General features: G+C 74.5%; 14 protein-coding genes. 1 reads left to right on the top strand and 13 read right to left on the bottom strand.

Translation table 11 applies throughout. The annotated features are described in order from the left end of the window. Positions 1–4 precede the first annotated feature (4 nt). From ACWCHM_RS06795 to ACWCHM_RS06770, 6 genes are read right to left on the bottom strand one after another with little or no spacing between them, the layout of a single operon-like run. Positions 5–1048 carry a methyltransferase gene (locus tag ACWCHM_RS06795; RefSeq protein ID WP_204959014.1) on the bottom strand — a complete coding sequence of 348 codons (1044 nt, stop codon included), beginning with the start codon at positions 1046–1048 and terminating at the stop codon, positions 5–7. Positions 1049–1097: 49 nt separating this feature from the next. Continuing rightward, positions 1098–2975 carry a beta-galactosidase trimerization domain-containing protein gene (locus tag ACWCHM_RS06790; protein WP_281896025.1) on the bottom strand — a complete coding sequence of 626 codons (1878 nt, stop codon included), beginning with the start codon at positions 2973–2975 and terminating at the stop codon, positions 1098–1100. Further along, positions 2972–3967: an NAD-dependent epimerase/dehydratase family protein gene (locus tag ACWCHM_RS06785; RefSeq protein ID WP_421487909.1), complete on the bottom strand. Its 996-nt coding sequence runs from the start codon at positions 3965–3967 to the stop codon at positions 2972–2974. Before ACWCHM_RS06785 ends, ACWCHM_RS06790 begins: the two co-directional genes overlap by 4 nt. Continuing rightward, on the bottom strand, positions 3960–5303 hold the full coding sequence (locus ACWCHM_RS06780; protein WP_204959017.1) for a nucleotide sugar dehydrogenase: 1344 nt from the start codon (positions 5301–5303) through the stop codon (positions 3960–3962). Before ACWCHM_RS06780 ends, ACWCHM_RS06785 begins: the two co-directional genes overlap by 8 nt. A 1-nt stretch (position 5304) precedes the next feature. Further along, positions 5305–6771 carry a class I adenylate-forming enzyme family protein gene (locus tag ACWCHM_RS06775; RefSeq protein ID WP_204959018.1) on the bottom strand — a complete coding sequence of 489 codons (1467 nt, stop codon included), beginning with the start codon at positions 6769–6771 and terminating at the stop codon, positions 5305–5307. Positions 6772–6784: 13 nt separating this feature from the next. Continuing rightward, complete coding sequence (locus ACWCHM_RS06770; RefSeq protein WP_454221759.1) at positions 6785–7177, bottom strand: acyl carrier protein; 393 nt, start codon at positions 7175–7177, stop codon at positions 6785–6787. A 215-nt stretch (positions 7178–7392) separates the two neighbouring features. On the opposite strand from ACWCHM_RS06770, the gene ACWCHM_RS06765 reads away from it, so the two are divergent. Continuing rightward, a complete protein-coding gene (locus ACWCHM_RS06765) occupies positions 7393–8685 on the top strand; it encodes a type III PLP-dependent enzyme (protein ID WP_204959020.1) in 1293 nt (430 codons plus the stop codon). Positions 8686–8750: 65 nt separating this feature from the next. Here the strand turns inward: ACWCHM_RS06765 and ACWCHM_RS06760 are convergent, their stop codons facing one another. The 7 genes from ACWCHM_RS06760 to ACWCHM_RS06730 all read right to left on the bottom strand — a co-directional run bounded on the left by ACWCHM_RS06760 (position 8751) and on the right by ACWCHM_RS06730 (position 15020). Continuing rightward, positions 8751–9512: a 4'-phosphopantetheinyl transferase family protein gene (locus tag ACWCHM_RS06760; RefSeq protein WP_204959021.1), complete on the bottom strand. Its 762-nt coding sequence runs from the start codon at positions 9510–9512 to the stop codon at positions 8751–8753. After that, entirely contained in the window at positions 9509–10702 is a 1194-nt protein-coding gene (locus ACWCHM_RS06755; RefSeq protein ID WP_204959022.1) for an acyl-CoA dehydrogenase family protein, read from the bottom strand. Before ACWCHM_RS06755 ends, ACWCHM_RS06760 begins: the two co-directional genes overlap by 4 nt. 6 nt (positions 10703–10708) lie before the next feature. Continuing rightward, a complete protein-coding gene (locus ACWCHM_RS06750) occupies positions 10709–11389 on the bottom strand; it encodes a hypothetical protein (protein ID WP_302744762.1) in 681 nt (226 codons plus the stop codon). Next, positions 11386–12258: a hypothetical protein gene (locus ACWCHM_RS06745; protein ID WP_204959024.1), complete on the bottom strand. Its 873-nt coding sequence runs from the start codon at positions 12256–12258 to the stop codon at positions 11386–11388. The genes ACWCHM_RS06750 and ACWCHM_RS06745 overlap by 4 nt, the downstream gene beginning before the upstream one ends. Continuing rightward, the gene (locus tag ACWCHM_RS06740; protein ID WP_204959025.1) at positions 12258–12548 is read right to left on the bottom strand and encodes an acyl carrier protein; all 291 of its coding nucleotides are present in this window, start codon (positions 12546–12548) and stop codon (positions 12258–12260) included. Before ACWCHM_RS06740 ends, ACWCHM_RS06745 begins: the two co-directional genes overlap by 1 nt. Before the next feature lie 120 nt (positions 12549–12668). Beyond that, positions 12669–14063, bottom strand: a complete 1395-nt coding sequence (locus ACWCHM_RS06735) for a preATP grasp domain-containing protein (RefSeq protein ID WP_454221758.1) — start codon at positions 14061–14063, stop codon at positions 12669–12671. Between the two features lie 21 nt (positions 14064–14084). Further along, positions 14085–15020, bottom strand: coding sequence for a 3-oxoacyl-[acyl-carrier-protein] synthase III C-terminal domain-containing protein (locus tag ACWCHM_RS06730; protein ID WP_454221757.1), 936 nt, complete (start codon positions 15018–15020; stop codon positions 14085–14087). Positions 15021–15157: the final 137 nt, after the last annotated feature.

The following is a 15157-nucleotide window of genomic DNA, read 5'->3' as shown; positions in this document are numbered from 1 at the left end:
CGGCCTACCGGCCCGGCTTACGGGCCAGGAACAACCCGTTGCCCGGAGCGCTGCGCACCGGCTGGAAGTCCACGTCGACCAGCCCGGCGTCGGTCAGCCAGTCGCGCACCTCGTCGAGCGGGTACGTCTGCTGACCGACGCTGTTGAACATGCTCAGCGCCATCATGGCGCCGAAGCTGCGGCCGATCGGACCCAGTTCGGGGGCGGGGAACTGGTCGAGGATCACCAGCGAGCCGCCGGGCCGCAGGGCGGCGGCGGTCCGGGCGACCAGTTCCCGGTTCTGGACCGCGCTCTTGGAATGGATGACGTTGAACAGCAGCGCCATCGACGGGCTGCCCAGCTCGTCGGTGAAGAAGTCGCCGGCCCGGAAGTCGACCCGGTCGGCCATGCCGTTCTCGGCGATGGCCCGGTCGGCGAGCCGCTGCATCTCCGGGATCTCGAAGATGGTCGCCCGCAGCTGCGGGTGCCGGCGGCACAGCGCGATGCTGTAGAGGCCGTAGCCGCCGCCGAGGTCCAGCAGGTGCCCGGCCGGGTCGGGCACCGGCACCCGCTCCAGCACCTCGTCGATGTTCATGTTGGTGAGGGCGACCATGCCGTCCTGGAACACCCGCCACTGCCGGGCCAGCCAGCGCGGGGTACGCGGTTGGTCCGGCCCGAACGGCAGGGGCAGCTCGCCGCGCAGCCGGCCTTCCAGGTTCGCCCAGTCGGTGAAGACGATCTTCTCGAAGTACGGGATGCCCATCGAGATCATCGGCAGCAGTTCCCGGGTGGTGTCGGTGACCCCGTACCGGTCCCCGGCGCGGCGGACGTAGCCGACGCAGTCCAGGCAGTCGAGCAGGAACGCGATGCCACGGGGATCCAGCTCCGTCTTCTCGGCCACCTGCTCGCTGGTCAGTTCCTCCTCGGCCAGGGCCGCCAGCACGCCGGTGCGGAAGGCCAGGGTGACGGCCCGGAACCCCCAGGCCGAGAGCATGTCGAACATGAAGGCCGGCACCGCGTTGTCGGCTCCGCTCAGGGACCGCTCGGCACCCGGAAGCGTGATGGGCATACTGCTCTCCAATCGATGTGCCCCGCCGTTCGGCGAGGCTGGGCGGGGGTCAGGGCAGGGCGCGGGTGCTCGGGACGGCGCGGCGGCGCACCCCGGCGGGGCTCGGGCGGGTGACCAGCCGCCAGTCCTTGCCGTCCAGGGCCACCTGGCACCGCAGGTGCGCGCCGTCGGGCGTACGCCAGCGCAGGTGGACGCGGCGCGCAGTCGGCGCGTGGTTGACCAGCAGTACCTCGTGCGGGCCGGCGGCCCGGCCCGGCAGGATCTCCACGTCCGGGTCGGCGCAGTCCACCTCGGGGAACAGCCCTGCCAGGGCGGCGACCCGCCGGTAGAGGCGCTCCCAGGCGGCGGCGGTGAGCCGTCCGGGCACGTCGAGCTGACGCTCGAACGGGGCCGCGCAGAACACCACCTGGCCGAGGCCGAGCGGGTTGCGTACCAGGGCCGGGGTGCCGTTCGGGTACCGGCCGAGGACCTGCCCGGTGGTCGCCGCCAGCACCGACGGGCGGACCCCGGCGCCCGCCCAGTCCAGCGGCCACCGGTCGGTGTCCCACTCGACCCGGTCGTGCCCGGCGGTGAGCAGGGTGTAGTCGACCAGCTCCACGCCGGCCAGCTCCGGCCCCGGAAATCCGTGCAGGTGGTCGGCCATCGAGTAGTAGACCGTCGCCCCGTGGCGGGCCGCGCGACCCAGCCGCGTCAGGTCGGTCAGGGTGACGTGGCCGACCGAGGGACAGACCACCAGCCGGTAGCCGGTCGGGTCGCCGGCGACGATGTCGACGTCCAGGTGCGCGCGCTTGAGCAGCAGGTAGGCGTAGAACGTGGCCGCCGTGCCGACCCCGGTGTCGAGGTAGGAACCGCCGTCTGCCCGGACGCGTTGCGGCAGGTAGAGCGCGACCGGGGCCCGACCGGGGCCGGGCCGCATCCGGGGGGCGGCGCGCAACGTCTCCCGCAGCCCGGCCAGCGCCGGACGGGGTGTCCCGTCGAGACGGTGCAGGCCCACGAAACGCTCGCCGGGGCGCTGCTGGTAGGGCTCCTCGGCGGAGGCGATGTCCTGCCAGCACCAGGCCAGCACACCGGCGGCGCCGTTACCCAGGGCCGCGGCGGTGGCGGCCCGCAGGTAGGCCGCCGTGGTGGCCTCGTCGGTGCCGTAGCTGGTCAACTCGTCGACCAGCGGCACCCCGAACGCCCGCGCGTAGCGGACCAGGAACGGCACCAGGTTGCTCGCCTTGTAGGAACTGGTCGACTCGATCGACACCGGCGCCCAGGTGGGGAAGCCGTGCAGCGCGATCAGGTCCAGCCCGGCGGCGTTGTCCGGGCCGAACGGCGCGGCGCCGAGCACCCCGGAGGGGTCGTTGGCCTGGGTCACCAACAGCCCGGGGAGGTGCGCGCGCAACGTCTCGGCCAGGCTGGTCTGCCAGGCCGCGACGGTCTCGGGGGGCAGCCGGGCGGCGGTCGGGTCGACGTTGGCGATCTCGTCACCGAGGTCGACGGCGAGCACGTTGCCGGCGCCGTGGAGCGCGATCGCCGCCCGTCGGGCGTAGGCCCGCTGCCGGTCGAGCAGCTCCGGGTCGTCGATGAGGCTGCGCCCCCGTCGCCAGGGCAGATCCAGCCGCTGCCCGTTCATCCAGATCGTCAGCAGGGACAGCACGCAGGCCAGCCCCGCGGCGTCGGCCAGGTCCACGGCGGTACGCAGCCGGTCGAACACGACCGGGTCGTGGTGCCCGGGTGTCGGCTCGAAGTCCCGCCAGAACATAAAGATCCGGACGGTGTTCAGGCCCGCGTCGGCCATCGCCCGGAAGTCGCGGCGCAGCGCTTGCGGATCCCAGTCGGTCCAGATCCGGCAGCCGGCCGCCGACGGGTGGTAGTCCACTCCGGCGACGACGAACGGCGTCCCGTCGCGGCACAGTGTGCCGTCGCGGATCTCGAACGTCATGCCCGGTCCCCGGTGGTCGCGGGCGGGGCGGCCGCCTGGTCTGCGGCGTACCAGTCGAAGGTCTGTCGTAGCCCCCGGAGCAGGTCGACGCGGGGTGCGTACCCGATCGTGCGCCGCAGCCGGCCGAGGTCGGGCAGCCGGCGGTCCGGTGAACCGGGTGGGGGGTCGAAGACCTCGAAGGTGGGGGTGTAGCCGGCCAGCCGGCAGACCCGCTCGGCAAGTTCCCGGATCACGATTTCCTCGGTGTCGTTGCCGATGTTGGCCACGACCGGTTCGACGCCGGGCAGCCGGGTCAGCCCGACTGTCGCGTCGACGGCGTCGTCGATGTGGCAGAACGCGCGGGTCTGGGTGGCCCCGTAGATGGGGAAGGGGTCCTGGCGGACCAGCGCCCGGGCCACGAAGTGGGGTATCACGTGGTCGTGGCCCATCCGCGGGCCGTAGATATTGTGGTAGCGGCCGATGCGCACCGGGAACAGGTCGGCGCACTGGCGCAGCAGCGTCTCGGCGACGATCTTGCTGAGCCCGTAGGACGCCCGGGGCAGCGTCGGTTCGGGCAGCACGAAGGGCACGTCCTCCGGCACCGGGAACGGCGCCAGACCCAGGCGGGTGGCACCGTCGGCGACCTCGCTGGTGGAACTCAGGTAGACCCGCCCCGGCGGGCGGCGTCGGCACCAGTCCAGCAGGTTCAGCACCGCACGCAGGTTCACGTTGAGCGCCCGGGACGGGTTCTCGTTGTTCTGCCGCACCCCGACGACCGCGGCCAGGTGGTAGACCTCGTCGAAGTCCCCCGCGAGCAGGTCCACCGGAAGCGGGGTGGTCAGGTCGTGGCGTACCAGCCGGGCCTCGGCACGAACCTCGTCGAGGTCCCGGTCGGCCCGGCCACGGGACAGGTCGTCGAGCAGGGTCACGTCCGCGCCGTCGCGCAGCAGCCGGCGGGCGAGGTGCAGGCCCACGAACCCGGCGCCACCGGTGATCAGGATCCGGTCAGCCACGGCCCAGCCTCCGGTAGTCCACGTCGGCCGCCCCGGACAGCGCCGACGCCAGGTCGCCCCAGACGTCGACGACCAGGGCGGGGCGGTTCATACTGCGGCGCAGCAGCGCGGCGTCGAGGTCGGCGCGGTAACGCGGATGGTCCACCAGCAGCACCAGCACGTCGGCGTCGGCCAGACCGTCGGCGAGGGACGCCGGGGCGTACCCGAGCCGGGCGGTGACGTCGTCGGGGACCAGGTAGTCGTGGCCGGCCAACAGCCGGACCCGCTCGCGCAGGACGTCGGCGACGACGGTGGCGGCGGAACCCCGCACGTCGTCGGTCTCCGGCCGGCCCTTGTAGGCCATCCCGCAGACCAGGACCTTCGCGTCGGCCGGGGCCCGACCGGTGGCGGCCAGCGCCTTGAGCACCCGTTCGGTCACCAGGTGCGGGACCTGCTCGTTGACGGCGCGGGCGGCAGCCACCAGCGGTGGATGGTATCCGGCCGTCCCCGCCGAGTACACCAACAGGTACGGGTCCTTGGTCAGGCAGCTCCCGCCGACGAATCCCGGTCGGGCCAGGTCGGGCCGAGGGTAGCCCCGGTTCGCGGCGGCGATGACCTCCGTGGCGTCCACGCCGACCGCTTCGGCGATCATCGCCAGCTCGTTGCCGAAGCCGTACAGCAGGTCGGTGTGGGCGTTGCAGGCCAGCTTCACCAGCTCGGCCGTCTCCAGGTCGGCGGTGACGACCTGCTCGGGGGTGAGCCGGGCGAACAGTCGCCGGGCCCGGTCGGCGGAGCGGTCGTCCAGCCCGCCGACGACCTGCGGGAGGCTGGCGAGCTCGGCCAGCGCGCGGCCCTGGATGGTGCGTTCGGGGCAGCAGGCCAGCAACGGCTCGTCGACCCGCTCGCGCAGCAGGGGCAGCAGGGTCCGCCGGGTCGTCCCGACCGGGACGGTGCTGCGCACCACCACGAGGGTGTCCGCGGTGGCGGCGGCCGCCGCGGTCTGCGCGGCCAGCGTGAAGTGGCGCAGGTCCGGCCGGCCGGTGCCGTCGTCGAGCGGGGTGCCGACACAGATCACGACCGCGGCCGGCGTGACGCCGTCCAACGTGTCGGTGATGGTCAGCCGATCCGCCGGCAGGCTGCGGAGCAGCTCGTCGACACCGGGTTCGAACAGGGTCGGGGTGCCGGCCCGCAGCGCCGCCCGGGTGCCCGCGTCGGCTTCCACCCCGACGACGGGCACGCCGGCCTGCGCCAGGCTCACCGCCAGCGTCAGGCCCACGTACCCGAGCCCGATGACGGCGACGGGACCGCCCGGTCCGTCGGCGGGAGCCCGCGTCGGCGGGGGTGTGGGGTCGGTCATCTCAAGCCTCGCTTCCGATCGGAACGGTGGTCACGGTGGCGATGACGGCCTGCCGGTCGACCTTGCCCATCGCGGTACGGGGCAGCCGGGCCAGCGGGTGCAGTTCGTGTGGCACCTCGTACGGCGCGAGACCCCGCGCCCGGCAGTGCGCGGCGAGTTCCGCCGGCCCGGTACCTGGCGCGAGCACCACCGCCGCGTGCACCCGCTGCTCGCCGTCGGCGTCGGTCGCGCCGAAGACGAAGACCTCCCGAACCCCGGGGTGCTCATCGAGGACCCGGGCCACCCGGGTCGGGTTGACCTTGCGACCGCCGACGTTGACGAAGGTGTCCTTGCGGCCGAGCAGGTGCAGCCGGCCGGCCTCGTCGACGCGGGCCAGGTCGCCGGTGTCGTAGAAGCCGTCCGGGGTGCTCACCGGGCCGGACGCGCCCAGGTAGCCGTGGAACAGCGTCGGCGTGCGCACCGACAGGTGGCCGGTTCCGGCGGGGTCGTCCGGGTCGGCGCGGGTCAGCCGCAGGTGCACCCCGGGTGCCGGCACCCCCACCGACGTGTCGGGCTCGTCGCCGGGGTCGGGCTGGTAGCTGATCAGTCCGGTTTCGGTGCTGCCGTAGAACTGGCGCACCGACACCCCGAGCACGGCGCGCGCCTGGTGGCCGAGTTCGGCCGGCAGCGGCCCACCCGACGACACGGCGGCCCGCAGCCGGGCCGGCGTCGCGCGGTTGCGCAGCACCGGGGTGAGCAGCCGGTACACCAGCGGGGTGCCGAACAGGACGGTCCCGTCGGCGACGAGCGCGTCGGCGACGCGGCCCGGCTGGAACCGCCGCGTCGTACGGAGTTCGGCGCCGGAGACGACCGCGGCGGTGAGCGCACCGACCAAGCCGAACGAGTGCGCCAGCGGCACCGCGGCGACGACCACGTCGGCCGGGGTCAGCCCGAGCAGCTGGCGGTAGGTGTGTCCGCCGTGCCACACGTTCGCCGACGAGTGGCGGACGATCTTGGGTTCGCCGGCCGAGCCGGAGGTCAGTTGGAGCACCTCGCCGGCCCGGTGCGCGGGGGTTCCGGCGGCCCCGACGGGATGGACGCGGCAACGCTCGTAGCTGAGGAAGTCGACTCCCGCCGGCGCGGCGCGGGCGGCGCGGGCCGGGCCGACGACGGTCCGCACCCCCGGGTTACGGGCCGGCGCGAGCAGGTCGGTCAGCGCTGAACTGCCCTGCTCGACCGGCAGCACGTCCACACCCGCGCCGGTCAACCCGATCAGCGCCGCGACACTGTCCGGGGTGTTGTCCACGATCACCAGCACCGGGGCGCCCCGGGGCAGGGCCGCCGCGCCGGCCGCCACGGCGCGGGCGGTGTCGTGCAGCTGCGCCCAGGTGGCCAGGTGTCCGCCGGTCGACGTCGCGGTCCGCAGCGCCGCCGCGTCGGGGCGCTCGTCGCGGCGGCGGCGCAGCTCGGTCAGCAGCCCGCCGGGCACCGGGCCGGTCCCGTCAATGACGCGGCCCTCCGTCGATCACGGCCGGCACCGCCGCGTGCGCGGCGCAGACCGCCGCCAACCCGGCCGGGGTCGCGTCCTCGAAGATGGTCTCCAGCAGGGTGGACCGCAGCGCCTCGGCGGTCTGCCCCCCGGCTGGCCGGTAGACGTCGATGAGTCGCTGGAGCACGTCGACGGCGCGGACCGAGTCGCCGCCGCAGTCGAAGAAGTCCTCGTCCGGTGCGAGCGGGCCGCGCATCAGCGCCGTGCCCATCAGCTCACCGATCGTGGCGCTGACGTCGGAAAGCCCGTTGCCCATGTCGTCCCCGATCAGCTCGTGGCGGGTGGATGCGGCTGACGCCGCTGGCCGGGCGGGCACGCCGCGCCGCCGGGCGGGTGCCGGACTCACCCCGGCCGCCGTGCCACCAAGGTTCACCCGGTGCCGGCCCCGGGCAGAAGGCGCGACCGAGCGCCCCAGTGCCCTGCGCGAACGGGTATGGCGCAGTGCGTCGACCGGTGTTCCGGTAGCTGCCCGCCCTGACCGTCGGAGCGCCCGTTGGCGGCTTGTCCCGCGCCGTGCAGCGCCCAGACTGACCAGGGACGGCAGAACCGGGAGGCGATGGCATGACAGACGACGTCGGCGTGCAGGGAGTGCGGTTCGAGGAACTCGCGGCGCGGTACGGCACCCCGCTGTACGTGTACGACTCGGCGGTGCTGGGCGCCCAGTTCGACCGGCTCCGGGAGGCACTGGATCGGCGGCTCGAGTTCTTCTTCTCGCTGAAGGCGAACCCCAACGTGGCGGTCTGCGCCCGGCTCGCCGGCCTCGGCGCCCGCGCCGAGGTGTCGTCCCTGACGGAGCTGCTCACCGCCCGCCGGGCCGGGGTACGCCCAGAGGACATCATCTTCCTCGGCCCGGGAAAGAGCGCCGAGGAGTTGCAGGCCTGCCTGGCCCAACGGATCTACGCGATCGTCTGCGAGTCCCTGGGCGAGCTGCGGCTCATCGACAGCCTGGCCCGCGCGGCGGGCACCGTCGCACCGGTGGCGCTGCGGGTCAACCCGAACTTCACGGTCAAGGGTTCGGGCCTGACGATGGGGGGCCGGCCCCGGCAGTTCGGCATCGACGAGGACGAGCTGATGAGCCAGACCGGGTTGGGCAGCCGCCACCCCGGGGTCCGGCTGATGGGGGTGCACGTCTACCTGGGCACCCGCATCCTCGACGCCCGGGTAGTCGCCGACAACAGCCGGCGCGTCCTGGACCTGGCCGAGCGGGTCTCCACCCGGCTCGGGTTCCCGCTGGAGCTGGTCGACGTCGGCGGTGGGCTGGGCGTGGCGTACTTCGACAACGAGCAGGACCTCGACGTCGACGCCCTCGCCGGGCTGCTCAACCCGATCCTCGGCGAGTTCCGGGCCCGGCACCCGCGCACCCGGCTGGTGATGGAGCTGGGGCGCTACCTGACCGCCCCGGGCGGCATCTACGTGGTCCGGGTCCGCTACCTCAAGACCTCCCTCGGTCAACGGTTCGCGGTCACCGACGGCGGCACCCACCACCACATGGCGGCCGTCGGCATCGGCTCCTACGTCAAACGCAACTTCCCGATGCGGCTACTGCGCGCGGCGACCGGAGCGGTGGAGCCGTGGCACGTGACCGGCCCGCTCTGCACCCCGAACGACACGCTGGGCAAGAACGTCCTGCTCCCACCGCTGCGTACCGGCGATCTGCTCGGTGTGCTGCGGTCCGGGGCGTACGGGCCGACCGCCTCCCCCGTGCAGTTCCTCAGCCACGGCTACCCGGCGGAGGTGCTCGTCCACGACGGCCGGCCGTACCTGGTGCGCGAACGCGACCGGCCCGAGGACATGATGCGCCGCCAGCACCTGCCGGGCGCGCTGCGGGCCCGGACGTCCGTGCCGGCCCGCTGAGGGCGGGCCCCGGTCGACCGGGTCGACGCCGCCGGACGCCACCGACCACGGTGGCGCCGGCGGCATCAGCCAGCGACCGGTCCGCCCGGGTCGAACGGGCGGCCGAGTGACAGCGGCCGGGAACCGGCCGCCGCGCGGGCGAGGTCCACCGGGCGGCAAACGTGGTACCCGACGTCGAACGCCTCGGTGCCGGCCAGCGCCACAGCACCCCGGTAGCCGGGCGGAACCCGCAGGTCACGTACCCGCCACGGGCCCGGGATCCGGCCGCCGGGCCGGTGCACGAGCAGCCCGTCCGGGCCGGCCACCGGCAGGTCGAGCCCGTTGAGCAGCCGGTCCCCCGCCGCCTTGACGCAGGCCTCCTTACGGGTCCAGAGCGTCAGGTGGACGGCGGCCCGGTCGGCGGGCGGCGCGGTGGCGACCAGCCGCGCCTCGGCCGGCGGGAAGTAGCGCCGGGAGAACACCTCGACCGACCGGCCGGCGGGGGCCTGTTCGACGTCGACGCCCACGTCACGTCCGGCGCTCACCGCCAGCAGCGCGCACCGGCCGGAGTGCGAGATGTTGAAACGCAGCGTGCCGTCGCCGAGCAGCGGCTTGCCCCAGCGACCGGTACGCAGCGGCACCCGCGCGGGCGGCTCCCCCCGGTAGCTGCCGAGGATCACCCGCAGCGACCCGTACACGGCCAGGAACCGACGCCGTACGGCCCGATCGGCGTAGCTGTCCCGGCGGGCGCGTTCCGCCGGGGTCAGGACCTCGTCGAGGACCCGGGCCAGCGGCGGCGGCAGGGCCAGCCCCAGCCGCCAGACGTGGACCACCCCGGGGCCGATCACCGGTCGACCGCCGGCCCGTCGACGCCGGGGGGATATCCGGCGAAGGCGCCCCGGTCCAGCGCGGCGGCCACCGCCAGCCGCTGGACGTTGCCGGTGCCCTCCATGAACTCCAACGCCGCGGCGTCGCGGGCGAACTTGTCCAGCAGCGGCTGGTCCAGGCGGGCGCCCGGCCCGAAGCAGCGCAGCGCCCAGCGGGAGACGTCGGCGGCCAGCCGGGTGGCCCGCAGCTTCGCGGCCGAGGCGAGGTGCCCGCTGCCGCTGTCGGAGTCGACCGCGACGGCCGCCAGTCGGGTCAGCCGGCGTACCCCCTCGATCTCCCCCTGGGTGCGGGCCAGCGCGTCGCGCTCGGCCGGGCGCAGCGCGCGGCGGTGCTCCCGGACGTAATCGCAGGCGGCCTGGGCGAGACCCACGGCCATCGCCGCCACCGTGGGGCGCAGCAGGTTGAACGTCCGCTGCCAACCCCAACTGCCCCGGCGCATCGGGGAGAGGTGTCGACCGAGGAGTTGCCCGTCGGTGATCGGCACCGCGTCGAGGGTGAGCGCGCCGAGCTGCGCGCCGCGTACGCCGAGGGTCGGCACCGCGACGGCGGTGAAACCGGCGCTGGACGTGTCGACAAGCGCCGCGCCGAGGCCGAGCGGCCCGTCGCCGGTGCGGTGGAAAACCACCCCGACGGAGGCGCGCAGGGCGTTGCTGATGTAGCGCTTGCGACCGGTCAGGCGCCACCCGGAGCCGTCTGCCGACTCGGTGGCGCGGGTGCGCAGGCCGGCGGCGTCGGTCCCGCCGCCGGGTTCGGTGAGGGCGAAGAACGTCCAGGTGGGCCGCTCCAGGAGCCGGCCGTAGAACCACTCCTGCTGGGCACGGTCACCGATGGCGGCCACCAGCACCCCGGACATCGACGCGCCGGGCAGCGCCAGCATCATGCCCAGGTCACCGCGGGCGATCTCCTCGCAGAACACCACCCGTTCCCGCGCGGCGGTGAGGTGGAAACGCTCACCGGCCAGCACCAGCGGCGTCGGGTTGAACGCGGCGGGGATCTGCAGGTGCGCCGCGCAGGTCACCGCTGGGGCGTCCAGCAGCCGTAGCACCACGTCGGGGTCGCGGTCCAGGTCGAGGGCGTACGGGCGCAGCTCGGCAGCCCAGCCACGGGCCTGCCGGCGGAGCAGCCGCAGCCGGTCGTCGAGTTCGGGCACGGCCGGTCACCTCCGCACGCCGGAGCGCCGCACCTCGTGGCGGGCCGGCAGGTAGACGTCGGCGAGCAGGTGGGACAGGTACACCGCCCGCCCGGGGCCGTCCTCGGTGTAACCGGCGGCACCGAGCACCGGCAGCAGCACGTGATCCGAGGCGGTCAGCTGGTGGTGTGCCTGCACCAGGTCGACGGCCGGGTCCGGGTCGGTCAGCAGCGCCCGGACGGTCAGCTGGTCGGTGACCGCCTCGGCGAGGGTGGCCTGGACGAGTTGCTGGCGCAGTAACGGTCCACCGGCGGCCCGCCGGCCGGCCAGCTGGGAGCGGGCCCGGTCCAGCAGCCCCGCCGAGCTGCCCAACCGCAGCCAGGCCAGGCCGAGCAGCCAGGTCCGGTACGGCTCCCACCCGGATCCGTCCGGGCCAGGCAGGCCGCGTACGGCCAGCAGGTCGGCGTCGCGTACCGGCGCGGGCAGGGTCACGGCGGTGACCCCGGTGAGTTGCCGCAGGGGCGTCCCGCCGGGCCACACCCGGTCGGCGGCGCGGCCGACGTCGCCGGGCGCCAGCGCCTGCCCGGCGGGACCGGCGACCAGCGCCCCTGCGGCGACCTGGTCGTACAGGGCGGTGAGGGCGGCCTCGACGCCCCCGGACCGGGCGGTGTCGTACGGCCGGGTCCAGCCGTCGGTGGCGGTGGTCACCGCTGCCCCGCCGCCGGGACGTCGAGCAGGCAGGTAGCGAGTCGTTGCTGGTCGTGGTCGGCGATCAGCACCCGGGCCCCGTCGACCTGCCACCGGGGTAGCCGGGCGGCCACCTCCCGCCACACTCCGGTGACCGGCTGGCCGGGCTGCGCCGCCAGCACCCGCGTGCCGGCCGGTACCGGGGGCACCCGCCCGGCCAGGCCCGCGCCGGTCACCAGCACCTGCGGGCCGTACTCGGCCAGCGCCTCGACGAGGGCCGCCTCCGGTGGCCGGGAGACGGTCGGGACGCTGCGCGGCGGGTACAGCCGGCCGCCGTCGGCGGCCGGGTCGAACGCCAGCGCCGCCACCGCGTCGCGCGCCACCCGCAGCCGCTGCGGCACCGGCAGCTCGTGCAACAGCGCCGACTGGTCGACCGCGATGAGCAGCAGCCGGCCGGCGGCGTCCCGGCGGGCCCGGTTCGCCAGCACCTGCAGGGCGGTGAACGCGGTGATCAGGCCCTGGTCGAGCACGGCGAAGGCGAGCCCGGCGTCGGGCACCAGGGTGCTCAGGTGGCACATCGGGAACCCCGGCTGCGAGTCGGGGGTGGCGGCGGCGAGCACCGCCAGGTCGAACCGGTCGGCGTGGGGGCGCAGCTGGGGCAGCACCGCGACGACCATGTCGGTGAAGGAGTTGCGTCGCCCCTCGAACGCGCCGGGTGGGCAGGTCGTGCCGTAGGAGCGCATCAGGTCCGGGTAGTAGACGTGGTCGTCGTTGCCGAACGGCCGGCCGGGGCCGAACACCTGGTGCACCGCCCGAGCCAGGCCGAGCGGCGCGGGTTCCCCCGCCGGGGCGTCGGTCGCCGACCGACGCCCCGGGGCGGTGACGTACATCAGGCGTTCTCCTCGACCTGGCCGGTGACGTAGGTGACGAGCGCGCCGACGGTCTCGAAGTCGGTCGGCTCCAGGGTGTCGGTGTCGAACTCGACGCCCAGCTCCGCCTCCAGCTGGATGAGCAGTTCCAGCACGCTGGTCGAGTCGAAGGAGAGGTCCTCGAAGAGGCGTAGCTGCGGCGAGATGCCCGCCGGGTCGCGGCCCAGCATCTGCCCGAGGGCGCCGACCACCACACCGGTGATGTCGCTGGTGGCGGCCGGCGGGGCACCGCCGACGGTCGTGTCGCTCATGTCGTCTCCCTGTCTGGTCACGGTCCCCCCGGGCGGGTGGGGCCGGTGGCGTGGGCCGGTGCGGGGGGCACCGGCCGGGCGGTGCGCGGCCGGCCCGGGGCGGGCCGGCCGGGGTCGCGGCTAGGGCTGCCCGACGGTCGCGGGGCAGTCCCGCAGCCGGGCGGTGACCTCCCGGTCGATGGCGACGACCTGCCGGTCCGACTCGGCGGCCACCATGGCGTAGAGCCGGCCGCCGAAGCTGCCGCCCTCGCCGCCGGCGGTCCCGGCGGCGTTCACGGTGGCAAAGTTGTTGATCACCAGGCCTGGTCGGTCCGGCCGGTCGGCGAGCACGCCGTCCAGCAGCGCCCGCAGCTCACCGAAGGGCAGCGGCCTGGTCAGCCGCAGCGGGTACTGCCGGGCGAGCGCGACCGTCCCGGGGCCGTACCAGGTCCGGCGCAGCCGCTCCTGGTACGTGGACATGTTGTTGCGCGCGTTGATCTCGACGATCGGGTAGAGCCGGTCGTCGGTGGTGGTCAGGGCATCCACCCCGACCACCCCGAAGTACCCATCGGTGGCGAGCCGGCGGCCGATCGCCTCGGCGGCGGAGCGCACCTGCCGGTGCTGCCCCGGCGTCAGACGCGCCGGCATCCGGTGGCCCTGGTGCACGCCGTCGCTGGTGATCGCCTCCTTGACCACGTCGAAGTGCACGTCGCCGGTGCGGTCGACGGTCATCTGGTAGTTGAGGTCGTGGCGTTTGGGCAGCCACTCCTCCATGATCACGCCGACCCGGCCACCGCTGCGCCGGGCCCGGCGCGCGATCAGGGTATGCAACTGGGCGAGGCGTCGCCGGTCGCGGACGACCATGATGCCCCGGCCGGAGACACCGTAGGCGTCCTTGAGCACGATCGGGCGTCCGGTGTCGAGCCAGCCGCCGGCCCGGCGGACGGCCCGGTCCAGTTCGTCAACGTCGCGGCAGACCATGCCCTCGGCCTGCGGCAGCCCCACCTCGTCGGCGAGCAACCGACTGTAGATTTTGCTGTTGACCTGCTTGCAGACGGCCGCCGCCGGTGCGGCCAGGGGCAGGCCGGCCAGCTCCGCCAGCCGTTCCTCGACCGTCGACACGCCGTGCGGCCACAGCCGCGCGCCGAGGCCGGCCAACCGGCCCAGCGCGGCGACCAGCTGCGGATCGGCCACCGCGTCCTCGCTGACCGTGTGCTGCGGCTGCTGGTCCCGGACGGTCAGCACCCGGGGCAGGGCCACGCCCAGGTCACCGAGGTAGCGCAGGTACTCCTCGTCGGGGGGCGACTTGAGCACGACGTGGTCGTCCGGGCCGGCCAGCAGCAGCGCGCACTCGTCCATCCGGTTGACGATGGCCCGGCTGGCCGGCATGACGATTCCCGGCAGGCCCGGCTCGCCCCGCGCCCAGTGCTCCTCGACCTCGAAGTTGCCGAGCAGGACGAGGGGGCGGTCGGCTGCGCCGGTCAGCGCGGTACGCAGCGACGCCAGGACGTCACCGGTGAGTGTGTGCGGGTGCACGTGTCGCTCCAGGCTCGGGGATCAATGGACGAGGACCATCGCGGAGACAGTGGCGCCGAGCCCCACCGACGTCATCAGGTACGGGTCGCCGGGTTTCAGCCGGCCCTGCGCGCGGGCCAGCTCGTAGGCGGCGAAGGAGTCCGCGGCGAAGCAGTGCCCGGTACGGGGAAGGTTGTCCAGGACCAGCCGCTCGGCGTTGCGGATGTTCAGCAGTCGCAGTACCCGCAGCCAGGACACCCGGTTGACGTTGTGCGGCAGGATCGCCACGATCCGGTCCAGGTCCAGCCCGGCCTCGTCGACAGCCGCCCGGACCACCTCGGCAACCATGACCGGGTAGTCGTCACGGAAGGCCGCCGCGTCCTGCTCCGACATCCACGGCCCGGCGGAGAACCGGCCGTAGGTGCCGGCCGCGTAGGAGAGCACCCGGTCGCGCTGGCCGTGCGCGTTGACCAGCAGCGCCGAACAGCCCTCCCCCATCACCCCGGTGCCGGAGATGACCTGCGCGGAGGCGGTGAACGCCTTCTCACCGGTGAGCACCAGCGCCAACGCGGCGGGGTCGGGATCGTCGGCCAGCAGTGTGCCGGCCAGGTCCACGGCGAGCAGACCGGAGGCGCAGGCATGCTGGCTGACGGTGAACGTCGTGGCGTGGGCCAGGCCCAGCCGGCGGGCCGCCTCCCGCACCGGGTTGACCGGGTAGGGGGCCACCACCGGCATGGTCCGGGCGTGCAGGACGTAGCGGACCAGTTGCTCGCGGCCCCGCAGCGCGACCAGCCCGGCACCCCCGCCGACCAGCAGATCGGCCAGGCTGCCCTGCGGGTCGAGCCGGACCTCACGGAAGCCGTAGAAGCGCTCGTGCATCCGGATCTGGGCCGGCGAGAAACCGTAGGCGGCGAGGCAGTCACCCGCCGACACCCGGTTCGGTGGCAGGTAGGTGTGCACCGCCTCGATCGAGGTCACCTCGGCCCCCTCCCGCCGTCACCGGTCGTCCGACGATCCGACGGTCCCGGGTCGGGACCGCCCTGCGCCAACGACCCTCCCGCGCCCCGGCCGCACCCGGGAGCCGCCGACGGGCGCACCAAGACCCTGGCCGGACG

It is taken from the genome of Micromonospora sp. SCSIO 07396 (genome assembly GCF_053667945.1).
The sequence above is the reverse complement of the archived record's forward strand: the minus strand, read 5'-3'. Positions and strand labels throughout refer to the sequence as shown.